At 63.1% G+C, this 15,954-nt stretch carries 14 protein-coding genes and 2 pseudogenes; 5 read left to right on the forward strand and 11 right to left on the reverse strand.

What is annotated here, in order from left to right; all coding sequences use genetic code 11:
* The first annotated feature begins 32 nt into the window (after positions 1-32).
* The 5 genes from ACT7DK_RS16005 to ACT7DK_RS16025 all read left to right on the forward strand — a co-directional run bounded on the left by ACT7DK_RS16005 (position 33) and on the right by ACT7DK_RS16025 (position 5,114).
* Positions 33-611, forward strand: coding sequence for a GNAT family N-acetyltransferase (locus ACT7DK_RS16005; protein WP_445400880.1), 579 nt, complete (start codon positions 33-35; stop codon positions 609-611).
* Positions 612-925: 314 nt separating this feature from the next.
* Positions 926-1,363, forward strand: coding sequence for a nuclear transport factor 2 family protein (locus ACT7DK_RS16010; RefSeq protein ID WP_445400882.1), 438 nt, complete (start codon positions 926-928; stop codon positions 1,361-1,363).
* 139 nt (positions 1,364-1,502) lie between these two features.
* Positions 1,503-1,889: a hypothetical protein gene (locus tag ACT7DK_RS16015; protein WP_445400884.1), complete on the forward strand. Its 387-nt coding sequence runs from the start codon at positions 1,503-1,505 to the stop codon at positions 1,887-1,889.
* Between the two features lie 105 nt (positions 1,890-1,994).
* The gene (locus ACT7DK_RS16020) at positions 1,995-2,852 is read left to right on the forward strand and encodes a delta-class carbonic anhydrase (RefSeq protein WP_445400886.1); all 858 of its coding nucleotides are present in this window, start codon (positions 1,995-1,997) and stop codon (positions 2,850-2,852) included.
* 144 nt (positions 2,853-2,996) lie between these two features.
* Entirely contained in the window at positions 2,997-5,114 is a 2,118-nt protein-coding gene (locus ACT7DK_RS16025; protein WP_445400888.1) for a GmrSD restriction endonuclease domain-containing protein, read from the forward strand.
* A 242-nt stretch (positions 5,115-5,356) separates the two neighbouring features.
* Here the strand turns inward: ACT7DK_RS16025 and zapE are convergent, their stop codons facing one another.
* The 11 genes and pseudogenes from zapE to ACT7DK_RS16080 all read right to left on the reverse strand — a co-directional run bounded on the left by zapE (position 5,357) and on the right by ACT7DK_RS16080 (position 15,950).
* Positions 5,357-6,454: a cell division protein ZapE gene (zapE, locus tag ACT7DK_RS16030; RefSeq protein WP_445400890.1), complete on the reverse strand. Its 1,098-nt coding sequence runs from the start codon at positions 6,452-6,454 to the stop codon at positions 5,357-5,359.
* 69 nt (positions 6,455-6,523) lie between these two features.
* Positions 6,524-7,597: a protein-glutamate methylesterase/protein-glutamine glutaminase gene (locus ACT7DK_RS16035; RefSeq protein WP_445400892.1), complete on the reverse strand. Its 1,074-nt coding sequence runs from the start codon at positions 7,595-7,597 to the stop codon at positions 6,524-6,526.
* Position 7,598: 1 nt separating this feature from the next.
* Positions 7,599-8,093 carry a chemotaxis protein CheD gene (locus ACT7DK_RS16040; protein WP_445400894.1) on the reverse strand — a complete coding sequence of 165 codons (495 nt, stop codon included), beginning with the start codon at positions 8,091-8,093 and terminating at the stop codon, positions 7,599-7,601.
* On the reverse strand, positions 8,090-8,896 hold the full coding sequence (locus ACT7DK_RS16045) for a CheR family methyltransferase (RefSeq protein WP_445400896.1): 807 nt from the start codon (positions 8,894-8,896) through the stop codon (positions 8,090-8,092). Before ACT7DK_RS16045 ends, ACT7DK_RS16040 begins: the two co-directional genes overlap by 4 nt.
* 24 nt (positions 8,897-8,920) lie before the next feature.
* Positions 8,921-10,597 (reverse strand): methyl-accepting chemotaxis protein, encoded by a 1,677-nt coding sequence (locus ACT7DK_RS16050; RefSeq protein ID WP_445400898.1) that lies wholly within the window; start codon positions 10,595-10,597, stop codon positions 8,921-8,923.
* A gap of 156 nt (positions 10,598-10,753) precedes the next feature.
* Entirely contained in the window at positions 10,754-11,290 is a 537-nt protein-coding gene (locus ACT7DK_RS16055; protein ID WP_445400900.1) for a chemotaxis protein CheW, read from the reverse strand.
* 84 nt (positions 11,291-11,374) lie between these two features.
* Positions 11,375-12,214 (reverse strand): annotated as a pseudogene (locus tag ACT7DK_RS16060) (methyl-accepting chemotaxis protein); the annotation flags it as partial.
* A gap of 261 nt (positions 12,215-12,475) precedes the next feature.
* Positions 12,476-13,003 (reverse strand): annotated as a pseudogene (locus ACT7DK_RS16065) (MCP four helix bundle domain-containing protein); the annotation flags it as partial.
* A gap of 49 nt (positions 13,004-13,052) precedes the next feature.
* The gene (locus tag ACT7DK_RS16070; RefSeq protein ID WP_445400902.1) at positions 13,053-15,212 is read right to left on the reverse strand and encodes a chemotaxis protein CheA; all 2,160 of its coding nucleotides are present in this window, start codon (positions 15,210-15,212) and stop codon (positions 13,053-13,055) included.
* Between the two features lie 30 nt (positions 15,213-15,242).
* Complete coding sequence (locus ACT7DK_RS16075; protein ID WP_106729096.1) at positions 15,243-15,569, reverse strand: STAS domain-containing protein; 327 nt, start codon at positions 15,567-15,569, stop codon at positions 15,243-15,245.
* Positions 15,570-15,581: 12 nt separating this feature from the next.
* Positions 15,582-15,950, reverse strand: a complete 369-nt coding sequence (locus ACT7DK_RS16080) for a response regulator (protein ID WP_445400905.1) — start codon at positions 15,948-15,950, stop codon at positions 15,582-15,584.
* Between the last annotated feature and the right edge of the window lie 4 nt (positions 15,951-15,954).

The raw sequence follows: 15,954 nt of genomic DNA on the forward strand, positions 1-15,954 counted from the left end.
ATGCGGCTTTATACGCAAAAATGGAGGACTGAATGTCGAAAGAGTTATTTTTCCCAATTATTGAAACCGAGCGATTATCACTTAAGCCTTTATCAATTAATGACTCGGATAGCCTGTTCGAAATTTTCTCTGATCCTGAGGTCATGCGGTATTGGAATACTGCACCTTGGGCAACAATTCAGGACTCTCTTGACTTCATTAATGAGGCTAACGGTGCGATGCAGCGTCAAGAGTCGCTTGTACTCGGCGTGTATCTGAAGTCTACAGGCGAGCTGGCTGGAAAGTGTATGTTGTTTAGCTACGACAAAGAATCAAAACGTGCCGAGATCGGCTTTGGTTTGGGTCGTTCTTGTTGGGGAAGGGGTTACATTCGCGAGGCGGGAGAGGCGTTGATTCAGTACGGATTCAATTCATTAGGACTTCGGCGAATTGAAGCAGAGATCGACCCAGACAACCAATCTTCAGCGAAAGCGCTAGAGAAACTAGGGTTTTCCCGAGAGGGTCTGCTAAGGCAGCGCTGGGAAGTCAACGGCATCGTCTCTGACTCGGCACTGTATGGGCGACTGGTAAGTGACCGTCCAGTACAGCATAACCAAGCAACAAGCGCGTGATTGCGGCGTGGATCTCACCCGCTTTCACGGACACACCTAAATAAGTGATCCTAATAGTGCTACACCGACCGGGTCCCGCACGCAGACACGCCGTAAACCCATCCCTGGGGGCTCCGCCGCGCCATCCCTGGCGCAGAGGGTCTGCTTAGCGGAACCCCGTCGCTGCCGGCAGTGATCTACCATTCGGAACAGTTATTTAGATATTAACCCGGCGGCAATTTCGATCAGTCCTCAGCCCAGTAACCATGCGGCTTTCGGGGCTGTCCTGGCAGATGTAAACTGCCACCAGGTTAATAACCTAGAGAGGTGAGAACATGACGGTTCAACTGCCCATTGTCGACTTTTCCCAAGAACAACGCGAACTGTGGGAACACGTGACTGACCTCTGGGTATTAGCGCAGAGAAGAGATGAGGGCCGAATCCGCTCCACACTCCATCCTGAATATGTAGGCTGGGATATGACCGCCTTGCTTCCGCATGACCGAGATGCAGCAGTTCTCTCGATATCCGGTGATTCTCCTGAATTGCGTGAGTACGAACTCCATCCTCTGAGTGTTCAAGTTTATGAGGGGAAAGTCGGCATCGTTCACTATTCCTACTCCGCTATGGTCGTTCCTCAAGGCGCGGAGCCTATCAACGTCACTGGCAGATGGAGTGAGGTCTATCTCAAGCAGGATGGCACATGGACAATGATCTCCGTCAGTGGCAGACCCGATGTATCGGAAGGAGGCGATCGTGCGGAATCGGCCTAACCACAGTGTCAATTCGGACGCCCAACTGCGCTGCGCTCAGTTGGGCGCCGGTTACGCTGATCGTTATATTTTGTAGGTAAGTTATGCGTATAACGAACAGGAAGATACAACAGGCTGTGGTCTAGCATGTCTCTCTGCAATGCTAGAGCTTGATTATCAAGCAGTTAAAAGAAAAGCATCAGATCTTCTTTGTTGGTCGGCTAGGAAACGTGTCTTTAGGACACAACCAGAGCAATTAGTTAAACTGCTAAGCCATTATGGAATTGAATCATTTGTGACCACTTTTGACGATCTAGACTTGTCATCTACTGCATCATTATTAGGTGTTAATTTGGAATCTAATGGTAATTTTCATTGGGTTGTTTATATTCCTTGCAGCAGTGGATGCTTCATTTTTGATCCTGAAACCGCAGCGGTTTATCAGAGTAAACTCTGGCTAAATAAAGATGACGGTTACCAAATAGATAAACATTCCAGTAGAGTTGCCAGCACGAGCATTAAAGTTCGCGAAATAAGAATACAATAATGCATTTAAGAGTAACTTGCCGTTGCTTTGAGCATCAAGTTAATAAAACCAATACTAAACACCATCTATTTCTCAACGAAATATACCACCATCAGGAGTGAAACCATGAAAGCAAGAATGCTTTTTTCCCTGGCTGCGGCAACGGCCGTACATTTCAATGTTCTTGCTAAGGATAGCTATTCTGGCGGCGTTCCCGAAGCATTGATTGAGCAGCAACGTTCAAACCTCGCGAAAAACACCGAAGGAAAAGGTTTTGGTCCTCAATCACCACGCGATATTGATTCAGCCACTGGCAGCAACACTGTTGCATTCGGGACCGCGCCGGCTTACACCCAGATGAATCTTTGCAATATTCACTTTCATAAAAATGCGGAACACCGGGGCGGGGAATTCACGAAATACGCGGGCGATGGTGATGGCCACGGTTATCTCACTGGATTCACTTATTCTGGAAAACTGAGTAGTTCTGAGTTGGCACCGATTGATCAGGAGGTTTGCCCGAGTGAACATGGCAGCCTGCATCCTGGCGACACCATTGAGATTCACTACGTTCACTCATCTGCCCAAATTCTACCGGGTCCAACCTTAGGTGCATGCCTTAGCGAAGAAATCAAAAACCCTCAACTGCGCGTGGAAGCACAAGTATATGTTCTTGTGAATGACTCTGACGCACTGGATTTTGGTGAACTAACAGCATACGGCGAGAAAGATGGCTTTCAGCAGGCACTAAACATTCCTGGCAACACAGGCAAACCTATTCAGTACCGTGGCTCTACAACTGGCCCAGGTTACAACGAACAGGGCTCTCCATTTCAGGTAACGTGGAGCGTTCGCCCTAAGGTCGCCAAGGTCAACATCGCAACGGTAGGCGAATGGTGCAAAGGCAATGTATTCAATGAAGATCATGCGCATGGTGTAAGAAATCTCATCAAAAACCCCAAGCTCCTATCGCAAATAAAGTGAAAGGAACACGCAACGAGAAAGATCGCTAAAACAGGGCTACAGTGGCCTGTGGACCTCACCCACTTTCACGGACACACCTCGATAAATGCAACTACTTAGAGAAGCCGCTGCTCGTCAAGCAACTCTAATCAACAGAGAATTGAGATGGACGAACCAAAACCACTAGACAGCCTGTTCAAGGAAAAGCTGTTTCGTATCCCCGACTACCAGCGCGGGTACGCCTGGGGCCGCGAGCAATTGGACGCCTTCTGGGAAGATCTGATCAACCTGCCCGTTGGGCGCTCCCACTACACCGGCGTACTGACTCTGAAGGAGATTCCGTCCACCGACATTCAGGAGAAAGACAAGGAGTTTTGGCTGGTCGACGATCATTCGTACAAGCTGTACCACATCGTCGATGGTCAACAGCGGCTGACAACCTTTACGCTGTTTCTGCAAGTCTTCATCGAGTTGCTCCGGGGCTTGCCAGAGAACAAAGGGCTGGCGGACGACGCGATCTACCTGACCGACACACTCAGCATCGCCGCTGTCGAAAGAAAATTCCTTTTCGAGGTGAAACCGGCTAGCAACGCGTTTCGCACCTACAAGTTCGGCTACACGGTCGACAATCCCAGTTACGAGTATATGCGCTACCGCATTCTAGGCGAAGACGGCAGCGGCACGGTGCTTGAGACGTTCTACACGCTGAACCTCAGCAATGGAAAACGGTACTTCAAAGAGCAGCTCCGGGCATATCACGAGGAGGAAGGGATCAATGGCCTTCAGAACTTGTACCGCACGCTGACCAAGCGATTCCTGTTCAACGAGTACATTATCAAGGACGAGTTCGACGTGTTTGTCGCCTTCGAGACGATGAACAACCGCGGCAAGACGCTGTCGGACTTGGAACTGCTCAAGAACCGATTGATCTACCTCACAACCCTATATACAGATGCGGAACTGGACCCCGCAGAACGCCGAGATCTCAGAGACCTAATCAACGATGCCTGGAAAGAGGTCTACTTCCAGTTGGGGCGCAATAAGTCAAAGCCGCTCAATGATGACGACTTTCTAAGGGCTCACTGGATGATGTACTTCAAGTTCTCGCGGCAAACAGGGCGAGACTACATCAAGTTCCTGCTAGAGGAGCAGTTCACACCGCAGCGCATTCACCGGAAGATCGTCCAGCTGGTGGAACTGGAGGATGCCGAGGAACAAACATCAGAGGCGGATCTGGAAGCGGACGACGAGAATGGGCTGGACGAGGTCGATACAGTCGAGTCGATGATAGTGGCCGAGTTGAGCCCGAGTGAGATTCGCGACTACGTCAAGAGCCTTAAGGCATCTTCGGTTCACTGGTTCCGCACATTCTACCCAGACATGTCTAGCGGCCTGACACGGGAAGAGATCGAGTGGATTCAGCGCCTAAATCGGCTGGGCATGGCATATTTCCGCCCGTTACTGATGGCAATTCTGAAGAAATGTGATGATCCCAACCAGCGTATCGGCATCTTCAAGGAGATCGAGCGGTTTTTATTCGTCGTGTTCCGGCTGACCCAAACCCGTTCAAATTATCGCAGCTCAGAATTCAGTAATGCTGTCCGCGCAATCGACCGTGGCGACATGGATCTGACGGAGCTGCAGGAACGCCTGCGGAATCGGATGAGCTTTACGTTCACGGACATGGGCCATTTTGCGACAGACGATTTTTATCTGTTGTTAAAGAAGAGATTCGAGAACGGCTTAGGCTACTATGGCTGGCCCGGATTGCGGTATTTTCTCTACGAGTACGAATTGGGACTGCTATCCAACAGCCGGCAGAAGAAGGTCGACTGGACGGATTTGCTCAAGACGCCGAAAGACAAAATCTCCATAGAGCATATTTATCCGCAATCCGAGACGGAGTTATGGAATCCGGCCTTCAAAAGCATTCGTAAGCGAGATCGAGATGCGTATCGGAATAGCCTCGGGAACTTATTGCTTCTCTCCTCTGCAATCAACTCTTCGCTGCAGAACGACGCCTTCGCTGAAAAGAAGAAGCCCAAGTACAACAACGATGGCACCAAGCTCCGCAACGGCTATGCGGACGGCTCGCACTCAGAAATCGAGGTATCCCATTGTGAGGACTGGGGTCCCGATGAGATACGCGAGCGAGGGATTCGGTTGCTGAAATTCATGGAGAAGCGCTGGGATATTCGTTTCTCGGATGACCAAACCCGGGAGGAACTGCTGTTTGTCGGAACCATCGGTGACGAAGATCCGGATGAAGGAGAGATGGAGTGAGCTCCCAAAACAAGACGACGAAGTACATCGCACGTGCTGCCCCCACAACACCGGCATGCAGGTCCCACGGGGCGTTTCACTTGGCATGGTGAAGCCTGCTCCCTCCATCACGCAATGCATATAAGCCCCGGGCTTTCAGGCAGGCGTTGTTCAACGCTTCCTGTGTTTTCCCGGTGTCGTTGAGCCGCGCCATGAGCCTTGGCCGGCGATGCCAGCCGCCACTGCCGGCGGCCCAACCGGCCTCAGCCCCCGAACCGGGCCAGCTGCATTTCCCGCAGCCGGCTCAGGGTGCGGCGGAAGGGAAAGGCCAGGGCGCCGTCCCGGTAAAGTTCCTCCGGCGGCACTTCGGCCTCCAGCCAGAGTGGTATGCCCCTGTCGTAGCATTCGTCCACCAGGGCGATAAAGCGGCGCGCGCCGTCGTCCTGGCGGGACAGGGGCGGCAGTTGGCGCTCGCCGGCGGCGACCTGGGTCGCGCCGTCCTCGGTGCCGCGGGCAATGGCGCCTTGCCGCCGGCCGCCGCTCAGGCGGGGCACCCCGCCCAGCAGGATATGGCGGAAGCGGTCGCACAGCTCGATAAAGTCCGGCGCCGCCAGCGGCTGTTCGCACAGGTCCGCATAGCGGCACCAGAGCACGGCCTCGCTCCGCCCCTGCACCGCTATCTGCCGGTGGCCCAGCGGCAAGGAGTCGCGGCCGCCGCCCGCCGGCGCCAGCTCGGCGAACAGGGTCGCCAGGGCCTGGGGGTCGTTCACCCAGTAGCGTTGCCTGGGCGCCCCCGGGTGCAGCCGGTGATCCTCGCCGCCGTCCACCGCCACCACCCGCATCCGCTCTGCCATGGCCGCCACCGCCGGCAGGAAGCGATCCCGGTTGAAGCCCTCGGCGTAGAGCCCTTCGGGCGGCTGGTTGGAGGTGGTCACCAGCACCAGCCCTTCGGCGAACAGCTGTTGCAGCAGGCGGCCGAGCAGCATGGCGTCGCCGATGTCGCTCACGAACAGCTCGTCCAGGCACAGCACCCTCACCTCGGCGGCCAGCTCCGCCGCCAGTTGCGCCAGCGGATCCTCGGTGCCGGTCAGCTGGAACAGCCGCCGGTGCACCCAGCGCATAAAGTGATGAAAGTGCAGGCGCCGGGCCGGCACCGACAGGCCGCGATGGAACAGGTCCATCAGCCAGGTCTTGCCCCGCCCCACCGGCCCCCACAGGTAAACGCCGCCGATATCCCGCTCGCCGGCATGCAGCCGGCGCTGGCACTGCTCCAGCCATTCGGCGGCCCGGCGCTGGGCGGCATCGTCCTTAAAGCCCGCGTCCAGGGCGGCGAGGTAGGCGGCGTAGGGGGAAAGGGTCATAACGGGGCCGGGATCTGCGAAACGGAAGGGCATTAAGCCACAGCGCCCGCCGCCGGACAAGGCCGGCCCCTAGCGCCGGGCCGCGTGGCGCATGATCTCCGCCGGTATCCGCTCGAGCGACACCACCCGCTCCACCGCCCCCAGGGCGATGGCCTCCCTGGGCATGCCGAACACCACGCAGGAGGCCTCGTCCTGGGCCAGGGTCTCGGCCCCGGCCTGGGCCATCTCCTTCAGTCCCCGGGCGCCATCGTCGCCCATGCCGGTCATGATGATGCCGGTGGCGTTTTTACCGGCAAACTTGGCCACCGAGCGGAACAGCACGTCCACCGAGGGCTTGTGCCGGTTCACCGGCGGTCCGTCCAGCACCTCCACCTGGTAGTAGGCGCCGCTGCGCCTGAGCTGCATGTGCCGGCCGCCGGGGGCGATCAGCGCCAGCCCCGGCAGCACCCGGTCCTGGTGGCGGGCTTCCCGCACCTCCAGCCGGCACAGCTGGTTCAGGCGGGCGGCGAACGAGGCGGTGAACTTCTCCGGCATGTGCTGCACTATCACCAGCCCCGGGCACACCCGGGGCAGCGCCGTCAGCACCCGCTCCAGAGCCTGGGTGCCGCCGGTGGAGGTGCCGATGGCCACGATGCGCTCCGTGGTCTGCACCATGGCCTGGCTGCCCGGCGGCTCCGCCATGGCATCCGCCCCCAGCCTGGGCGGCACCGGCAAGGGGGCGCGCGCCGTCAGCCGGCCGACCCTGGCCTGGGCCGCGGCGCGCACCGCCCCGACCAGGGCGGCGGACGAGTCCTGCAGAAACTGCTTCAGCCCCACCCTGGGCTTGGTGATGATCTCCACGGCGCCGGCGGCCAGGGCCTGCAACGTGGTTTCGGCCCCCTGCTCGGTCAGGGACGAGCAGATCACCACCGGGGTGGGCCGCTCGGCCATGATCTTCTTCAGGAAGGTGATGCCGTCCATGCGCGGCATCTCCACATCCAGCACTATCACGTCGGGCCAGTCCCGCGCCATCTTGTCCAGGGCGAAGAGCGGATCCGAGGCCGTGCCCAGCACCTGCATGTCCGGCTCCCGCTCCAGCAGCGCCACCAGCACCTGGCGCATCACCGCCGAGTCGTCTACCAGCAATACCTTGATTTTTTTCATCTTATCCTTGTTCCTCCGCTCCCTTCAGGGGACTGTGGCTCACCCAGACCACCCCGCTCCACACCTCGAACACCACCTTGCGGTGGCCGCTGCGGCCCAGGCTCTGGGCCACCAGCCGCAGGCGGTGCTCGCGCACCAGCCGGAGGGCCGCCGCCACGTTCTGCCGGGCCACGTCGAGGCGGGCGGGCGCCGGCGCGCCGAACATGTTGCCACCGCCGAACAGCTTGCACTGATACTCCTCCAGCCCGGTGCCGTACTGCCGGGCCGCCGCCCGGAACAGGGCCATGGCGTCCTCGCCGTAACGGCCGTCGGGCCGGCTTCCCTCCCGGCCCCCCGCCGGCAGCAGGTAGTGGCACATGCCCCCGATCCGCCGGCGGGGGTGCCACAACACCATGGCGACGCAGGAGCCGAGCAGGGTGCGGATGCGGGTGGCCGGGCCGCCGAAATGGAACTGGCCGGGCTGCAGTAGCACCTCCTCGACCTCGCCCGCTGTCATGGCTTGCGGTAGATGGACGGCTGCACCAGCCGGAGCGCCTCGGACACCCCGTTCAGGCTCTCCGCATGGCTGACGATAAAGTAGCCGCCCGGCCTCAGCCGGGGCAGGAGCCGCTCCACCACCTGGCGTTTGGTGTCGAGATCGAAGTAGATCATCACGTTGCGCAGGAAGATAACATCGAAATCGCCGATCTCGGGCAGGCGCTGGTTGAGGTTGATCTGCATAAAGCGGATCCGCTGCCGCAGCCGCCGCTCGACCAGGAAACTGCCCTCCTGCTCCCCCACCCCTTTCAGGCAGTATTTGTGCAGCAGGCGGGTATCGATGTGTTGCGCCCGGCTCAGGGGATACTGGCCGCGTCCGGCCTGCGCCAGCACCCGGCTGCTGATGTCGGAGGCGACGAGCTCCCAGGGCCCGGCCCCCAGCGCCTCGGCCAGGGTCATGGCCAGGCTGTAGGGCTCTTCCCCGGACGAGCAGGCCGCGCTCCACAGCCTAACCGCGCGGCCCCTGCCGAGCGCGGGCAGCACCTGCTGGCGCAGAAAGTCGAAGTGCCGGGGCTCCCGGAAGAAATAGGTTTCGTTGGTGGTCAGCAGGTCCAGCGCCGTCTGCAGCTCGCCCCCGCTCCGCTCCGCCATGATCAGCCGGAAGTAGTCGCCGTAGCTGCCCAGGCCGTGGTGGCGCAGCCGCTTGCCCAGCCGCCCCGCCACCAGCGCCTTCTTGCCGGGGGACAGGTTGATCCCGGCGCTGCGGTACAGCCAGCGCCGGAACAGCTGGAACTCCTCATCCTGCAACGACGGTATCTGCATGGGTCAAGCTCCCTCGGCCCGGAATCAAACGAAACCGGGCTCGGCCTTGTCATCGAAGGCGCCCGCTCTTCGCCCGGCCGCGACCGGCGTACCGGTGGCGGCGGCCAGGGTGAAGAAGCCCATCGCCTGCTGCAGCTGCTCCGCCTGGCTGCTCATCTCCTCCGCCGTCGCCGCCAGCTCCTCGCTGCTGGCCGCGTTCTGCTGGGTCACCTGGCTCAGCTGGCTCATGGCGGTGTTGATCTGCGCCGCCCCCGTGGCCTGTTCGCTCGAGGCCGCGCTGATCTCCTGCACCAGATCCGAGGTCTTGCCGATGGCCGGCACCATCTCCTCCAGCAGCCGCCCCGCCTTCTCCGCCAGGGCCACGCTGCCGTCGGACAGCTCCCCGATCTCCCGGGCCGCCACCTGGCTGCGTTCCGCCAGCTTGCGCACCTCGGTCGCCACCACCGCGAAGCCCTTGCCGTGCTCCCCGGCCCGCGCCGCCTCGATGGCCGCGTTCAGCGCCAGCAGGTTGGTCTGGTAGGCGATGTCGTCGATGATGCCGATGCGCTGGGCTATCTGCTGCATCGCCGCCACCGTCTGCTGCACCGCCTCGCCGCCCTCGGCCGCCTCCCGCGCCGCCTTGCTGGCCATGCCGTCGGTGATCCGGGCGTTGTCGGTGTTCTGGTTGATGCTGGCACTCATCTGCTCGATGGAGGCGCCGGTCTCTTCCACCCCCGCCGCCTGCTCGCTGGCCGCCTGGCTCATGGACTGGGCGGTGGCGCTCACCTCCTCGGCGGCGCTGGCCAGGTTGTCGGCGGCGCCGCGCACCTCGCCGATGATCCGGGTCAGCCGGTCCTGCATCCGGCCCATGGCCGCCAGCAGCAGGCCCACCTCGTCCCGGGAGCGGATCCGGATGGGCCGGCTCAGATCCCCCTCCGCCAGCCGCTCGGCCGCCTGCACCGCCACGGCCAGGGAGCCGGCCAGGCGGCGGTACACGAACCAGAGCACCAGCCCCAGTACCAGCAAGGTACCGGCCATGCTGCTCAGCACCCAGGAAAAGGCCCTGTCCTTGTCGGCCAGGGCCGTCGCCACCAGGCTGGCGGTGCGGTTTTCCATCAGCACGAAGAAGTCGTCGATGGAGCGCTGGATATTGGCCTTTTCCCGGTGGTAGGCCGCATCGTGCAGCATCCGCCGGGCCTGCTCGGGGCTCACCGCCCCGAGGGCGCCGCCGGCATGATCCTTCACCGCCTGCATGGCCACCGCCTCCGTCTCCACCAGGGCGGCGGACTTGGCGTTGGCGTCGGCCAGCAGGTCGAATTCCTGCTCGGTGAAGCCGGCCCGGCGCATCAGCTCGGCGAGCGGCACCGCCGGGGTGTCCGGCCGGGGCCTGGCGTCTCCCGCCGCCACAAAGTCCCAGTAAATCCGGTGGTAGGCCTCCGGCCTGGGTTGTTCGCCGTTGCGGATGGCCACCACCTGCCAGTACTGCTGCTCGAAGCGGCTGTCGCCGGTGACCACATAGGTCCGGGCCAAACGGGTCAGATCGTCCGAACTTTGCCGCAGCTCATCGGCCAGCAGGTAGGACTGGTACTGCCGATCCTTGGCCTCGGCCACCCGCTCCACCGCCGCCTGATAGCGGTTGACCGCCGCCAGGGTCAGCAGCAGCATGCCGAGCGAGGCGAGGGTCAGGCCCATGAACAGGGTTTTTATCCGTAATTGAAACATAGGGTTTCCTTGTGCCGCCGGGGCTCTCCGCCGGAACGACGGCGCCGCTTCCCGGGCACGGCGTCGGGCCGTGCCGGGCGGCGCCCTCCGGGAGCGTGCCCGCCGTTATTGTTATTGGTTTGGGTGTTGGCAGTGCCGAGCCATGTGGGGTGATGATTACTGGACGAATTCTCCCTCCCTGACCGGGGCCCGGCCGTCGCCGGCCTGGGACAGCTGCGCCATCTCCTCCACCGACAGCACCCGCTCGACGCTGAGCACTATCACGAAACGGCCGTCCACCTTGGCCATGCCGCCGATGAAATCCGCCCGGATGCCGCCCCCGAAGCTCGGGGCCGGCTCGATGTCGGCCGCCGCTATGCTGAGCACCGCCGACACCGCGTCCACCAGCACGCCGATGTCCTGCACGCCCTCCTCGCCATGGACTTCTAGGATGACGATGCAGCTGCGCTTGTTGACCGGGGTGGACGGCCGGCCGAAGCGCACCGCCAGATCCACCACCGGCACCACGGCCCCCCTCAGGTTGATGACGCCGCGCACGAAGGCGGGCATCATGGGTACCGTGGTAAGGTTGCCATACTCGATGATCTCCTTGATGCCGAGGATGTCCATGGCGAACATCTCGCCTCCCAACACGAAGGTCAGGTACTGGGCCTCGCCGTCGACCTTGGGCTCTGTCGCCACTAATGCATTCATTGGTTTTCCTCCTGCACCAGGGCCCTCTTCGGGGCCCTGCCACTGTGTTCCCCGATGCCGGGCGCCGGGGCGCCCGGCCCGTGCCTAGAAGCGGGTGAAGCCGGGCTCCAGTTCGCCCTCGTCCAGATCCGGCTCCGGCTGGGGCGGCCTGGCCGCTTTCCCCTTGACGGCCGCCACCCGGCTCTCCCGTTTGACGGCGGCCCCGGCGACCAGGGTGAAGAAGCTCATCGCCTGCTGCAGCTGCTCCGCCTGGCTGCTCATCTCCTCCGCCGTCGCCGCCAGCTCTTCGCTGCTGGAGGCGCTCTGCTGGGTCACCTGGCTCAGCTGGCTCATGGCGGTGTTGATCTGCGCCGCCCCCGTGGCCTGCTCGCTCGAGGCCGCGCTGATCTCCTGCACCAGATCCGAGGTCTTGTCGATGGCCGGCACCATCTCCTCCAGCAGCCGCCCCGCCTTCTCCGCCAGGGCCACGCTGCTGTCGGACAGCTCGCCGATCTCCTGGGCCGCCACCTGGCTGCGTTCCGCCAGCTTGCGCACCTCGGTCGCCACCACCGCGAAGCCCTTGCCGTGCTCCCCGGCCCGCGCCGCCTCGATGGCCGCGTTCAGCGCCAGCAGGTTGGTCTGGTAGGCGATGTCGTCGATGATGCCGATGCGCTGGGCTATCTGCTTCATCGCCGCCACCGTCTGCTGCACCGCCTCGCCGCCCTCGGCCGCTTCCCGCGCCGCCTTGCTGGCCATGCCGTCGGTGACCCGGGCGTTGTCGGTGTTCTGGTTGATGCTGGCGCTCATCTGCTCGACGGAGGCGCTGGTCTGCTCCACTCCCGCCGCCTGCTCGCTGGCCCCCTGGCTCATGGACTGGGCGGTGGCGCTCACCTCCTCGGAGGCGCTGGCCAGGTTGTCGGCGGCGGTGCGCACCTCGCCGATGATCTGGGACAGTCTATCCACCATGTCCTTCATCACGGCCAGCAGGCTGGTGCTGTCGCCCCGGCGCAGGGCGATGTCCACCGACAGATCCCCCTGGGCGATCCGGCCGGCGACGGCGGCGGCATAATCCGGCTCGCCGCCCAGCTGGCGCAGCAGGTTGCGGGTGATCAGCCAGCCGGCCAGCAGCGCGGCCAGCAAGGCGGCGCCCGCGGACAGCAGCATCAGCAGCCGGGCCTGCTCGTAGGTCCGGTGGGCCTCGCGACCGGAGGCCTCGAGCAGATCGCCCTGGTACTCGATCAGGGCGACCACGCTGTCCTGGTAACCGCGGAGCACGGGGCGCAGTTCGTTCTGCAGGTAGCGCTGGGCCGCGCCCGGGTTGTCCCCCTCGATCAGCTCAAGCAACCGCTCCTGGCCGGCGATATAGCGCTGCCGCTGCTCACCCAGCACCCGCAGCAGTTCGATGCCCTGCTCGGAATGGATACTTTGCTGCAAGCTATCGAGATCGGCGGCGATCTGCCGGCGAAACTCCAGGATCTGCTCGTGCTGCTGCTGCCGTTCCCGCAGATCCAGGGTCAGCATCATGTTGCGCAGGGCGATGGCGATGGCGTTGGCCTTGTCGATCACATCGTTGGCCCGCTTGGTCTTGGGCCAGAGATCCTCGACGATCAGTTGCTGGGCCTGGTTGAGCTGCTGCATCCGGCTGATGCCGACCAGGGACACCAGCAGCAGCATGGCGATCACCAGGCCGAAGCCCAGGGCCAGCTTGGTGGCGACTCTCATTCCTTTAAACATGGCGCACTCCTTAAGTATGGATACTGACGGATGAATTCCGCCCCGGCGTCTAGGCGGACAGGGCCCGCCCCTCCCGGGAAATCATTGCTTGCACAAAGGTTGATACGTCGAGGATCAGGGCCACGGAGCCGTCGCCCAGTATGGTCGAGCCGCCGATGCCCCGCAGGGCGCCGAACAGCTTGCCCAGGGGCTTGATCACCGTCTGGTGTTCCCCCAGCAGTTCGTCCACCACCAGCCCCGCCTTCTGCCCGGCGCACTGCACCACCACCACGTTTTCGCGCCGTCCCTTCGCCGCCGCCAGGCCGAAGTGCTCGCCGAGCTTGATCAGCGGCAGCACCTCGCCGCGCAGGTTGAGGTAGCTGTGTTCCCGGGCCAGCCGGCGATCCGCCTCGCTCAGTTCGATGCACTCCTGCACCGTGTCCAGCGGCACCACGTAGCGCTCGCCGCCCACGCCCACCAGGAAGCCGTCGATGATCGCCAGGGTCAGCGGCAGGCGGATGCGGACCCGGGTGCCCTGGCCCGGCCGGCTGTCCAGATCGATGCGCCCCCGCAACGCCAGTATGTTGCGGCGGACCACGTCCATGCCCACGCCCCGGCCCGACAGGTTGGTCACCGTGTCGGCGGTGGAAAAGCCGGGCTCGAAGATGAGCTGGTAGATGTCCTGCTCGCTCAGGCTGGTCCCCGGCGGGACCAGTTCCCGCTCCATGGCTTTTTGCAGGATACGATCCCGGTCGAGGCCGGCCCCGTCGTCGGCGATCTCGATGACGATGCTGCCGGCGTCGTGGAAGGCATTGAGCCGGAGGTTGCCGGTGGCCGGCTTGCCCGCCGCCAGCCGTGCCGCCGGCGTCTCTATGCCGTGGTCCATGGCGTTGCGCAGCAGGTGCATCAGGGGATCGCCTATCTTCTCGATCACCGTCTTGTCCAGCTCGGTGTCGGCGCCGCTGATGTGCAGGGCGATGTCCTTGCCCAGCTCCTGGCTGACGTCGTGCACCACCCGCTGGAAACGGTTGAAGGTATCGCCGATCGGCACCATGCGCAGGCGCAGGGCCCCGTCGCGGATCTCCTCCATCAGCTCGGACACCAGCGAGGCCGCCTCCTGCAGGGCGGTGTTCTGGGCGCGCTGGGCCAGCAGCTTGACCCCGGCGCCGGCGATCACCAGCTCGCCCACCAGGTTGATCAGTTCGTCCAGCTTGTCGGCCTGGACCCGGATGTAGCGGCTTTCCTTTTTCTTCTGCTCCCGGCCCTGGCTCTGCTTCTCCAGGGCGGCCTGCACCAGCACCGGCGCCACCGCCTGCTGCCCCACCAGCACTTCCCCCAGCCGGGGGGCCGGCGCCGCCTCGGCGGCGGCCTGCTCCGCCAGTCCCTGCTCCAGCTCCTGCCGGGTCAGGGCCCCGCTCGCCACCAGTATCTCCCCCAGCAGGGCGTCGTCCTCCGGCAGCGACTGGATCAGCGCGATATACTCGGACACCTTGCCGTGGTGCGGCAGTATCTGCAGCTCGCAGTCGTCGCGGACGAAGTCGAACACCTCGGCGATGGCCGCCTTGTCCGCCTCCGACTGGAAGTCGAGCTCGAACCCCAGATAGCAGGATTCGGGATCCATCTCCGCCGCCGCCGGCATGGCGTCGCTCAGGGTGGTCAGCGAGAGGATGCGCCCCATGGTGCCCAGGTAGCGCAGGAAAGACAGGGGATCCATGCCGTTGCGCAGCACCTCGGGGCCGAAGCGCAGGGACAGGTGCCAGAGGTTCGCCGCCGCCTCGCTCCCTTCCTCGCAAGGCTGGCGGGACACCGGGCCGTCCGTCGCCACCGGCGCCGGAACGCCGCCGCGGAAGGCCTGCAACCGTGCCAGCAGGGCCCGACCCCGCTCCAGGGTATCGTCGGCCGGCGGTTCGCCCCGCGCCACCCCGTCCACCAGCTGCTCGATATGATCCCGCCCGGCCAGCAACAACGTCACCAGCCCGGCGTCGGCGGCCAGCCTGCCCTCCCGCAGCCGGTCCAGCACGTCCTCCACCACGTGGGTGAAGTCGACGATGGGGTCGAGGCCGAACAGCCCGGCCGAGCCCTTGATGGTGTGGGCGGCGCGGAAGATGGCGTCCAGCACCTCGGCGCCGGCCTCCTGCTCCAGCCCCAGCAGGCCGCTCTCCATCTCTTGCAGCAGCTCCCTGGCCTCGTCGATAAAGGTGTGCAGTACCTGATCAAGGTTGATGCTCATCTGTAATTCCTTCTCCTTGCCATAAGGGGCTCAGGCGCTCGGATCACCCGGCAGCCACTGGGGATCGCCGAAGTGGGCGTTCAGCCGGCACAGCTCCAGCGCCTCCAGCACCGCCTGGCTGTGCCAGAGCAGGGACAGGGCCCCGCCCTGGCGGTCGAGCTCCCGCTTGGCCAGCAGCAGCAGTTGCAAACCGGCGCTGTCCAGCTCGCTGACCCCCGCCAGATCCAGGCCCAGCTGTTGTGGCCCGGCCAGATAGGGCGCCAGCTGCGACTTGACGGCGGCGGCGGTGTAAATGGTCAGCTCCCCCTCCAGTCGCAACAGCACTCCCTGCTCCCGGGTTTCGGCCATTAACTGCATCTGTCTTCCTCCCTAGGGCATGACCAGCTTGGCGACCGCCGCCAGCATCTGCTGGGGCTGGAACGGCTTGACCACCCAGGCCTTGGCCCCCGCCGCCTGGCCCTCGGCCTTCTTCTCCGCCTGGGACTCGGTGGTGAGCATGATCACCGGGGTGAACTTGTAGCCGGGGTGGCGCTTGACTTCCTTCAGAAAGCTGATGCCGTCCATGTTGGGCATGTTGACGTCGCTGATGATGAGGTGCACCTTGCCGCCATTGAGCTTGGCCAGGGCGTCCCGGCCGTCGCAGGCTTCGATGGTGTCGTAACCGGCCCCCTTGAGGGCGATGCTGACCACCTGCCGCAAGGAGGCGGAGTCGTCGACGATCATGATGGTCTTGGCCATGAGT

This window comes from Zobellella sp. An-6, from assembly GCF_052487945.1.

What these genes read in the sequence shown, in the direction of transcription:
- ACT7DK_RS16005 (WP_445400880.1), top strand. Translation starts at nt 33, where the DNA reads ATGTCGAAAGAGTTATTTTTCCCAATTATTGAAACCGAGCGATTATCA.
- ACT7DK_RS16010 (WP_445400882.1), top strand. Translation starts at nt 926, where the DNA reads ATGACGGTTCAACTGCCCATTGTCGACTTTTCCCAAGAACAACGCGAA.
- ACT7DK_RS16015 (WP_445400884.1), top strand. Translation starts at nt 1,503, where the DNA reads ATGCTAGAGCTTGATTATCAAGCAGTTAAAAGAAAAGCATCAGATCTT.
- ACT7DK_RS16020 (WP_445400886.1), top strand. Translation starts at nt 1,995, where the DNA reads ATGAAAGCAAGAATGCTTTTTTCCCTGGCTGCGGCAACGGCCGTACAT.
- ACT7DK_RS16025 (WP_445400888.1), top strand. Translation starts at nt 2,997, where the DNA reads ATGGACGAACCAAAACCACTAGACAGCCTGTTCAAGGAAAAGCTGTTT.
- zapE (WP_445400890.1), bottom strand. Translation starts at nt 6,454, where the DNA reads ATGACCCTTTCCCCCTACGCCGCCTACCTCGCCGCCCTGGACGCGGGC.
- ACT7DK_RS16035 (WP_445400892.1), bottom strand. Translation starts at nt 7,597, where the DNA reads ATGAAAAAAATCAAGGTATTGCTGGTAGACGACTCGGCGGTGATGCGC.
- ACT7DK_RS16040 (WP_445400894.1), bottom strand. Translation starts at nt 8,093, where the DNA reads ATGACAGCGGGCGAGGTCGAGGAGGTGCTACTGCAGCCCGGCCAGTTC.
- ACT7DK_RS16045 (WP_445400896.1), bottom strand. Translation starts at nt 8,896, where the DNA reads ATGCAGATACCGTCGTTGCAGGATGAGGAGTTCCAGCTGTTCCGGCGC.
- ACT7DK_RS16050 (WP_445400898.1), bottom strand. Translation starts at nt 10,597, where the DNA reads ATGTTTCAATTACGGATAAAAACCCTGTTCATGGGCCTGACCCTCGCC.
- ACT7DK_RS16055 (WP_445400900.1), bottom strand. Translation starts at nt 11,290, where the DNA reads ATGAATGCATTAGTGGCGACAGAGCCCAAGGTCGACGGCGAGGCCCAG.
- ACT7DK_RS16070 (WP_445400902.1), bottom strand. Translation starts at nt 15,212, where the DNA reads ATGAGCATCAACCTTGATCAGGTACTGCACACCTTTATCGACGAGGCC.
- ACT7DK_RS16075 (WP_106729096.1), bottom strand. Translation starts at nt 15,569, where the DNA reads ATGCAGTTAATGGCCGAAACCCGGGAGCAGGGAGTGCTGTTGCGACTG.
- ACT7DK_RS16080 (WP_445400905.1), bottom strand. Translation starts at nt 15,950, where the DNA reads ATGGCCAAGACCATCATGATCGTCGACGACTCCGCCTCCTTGCGGCAG.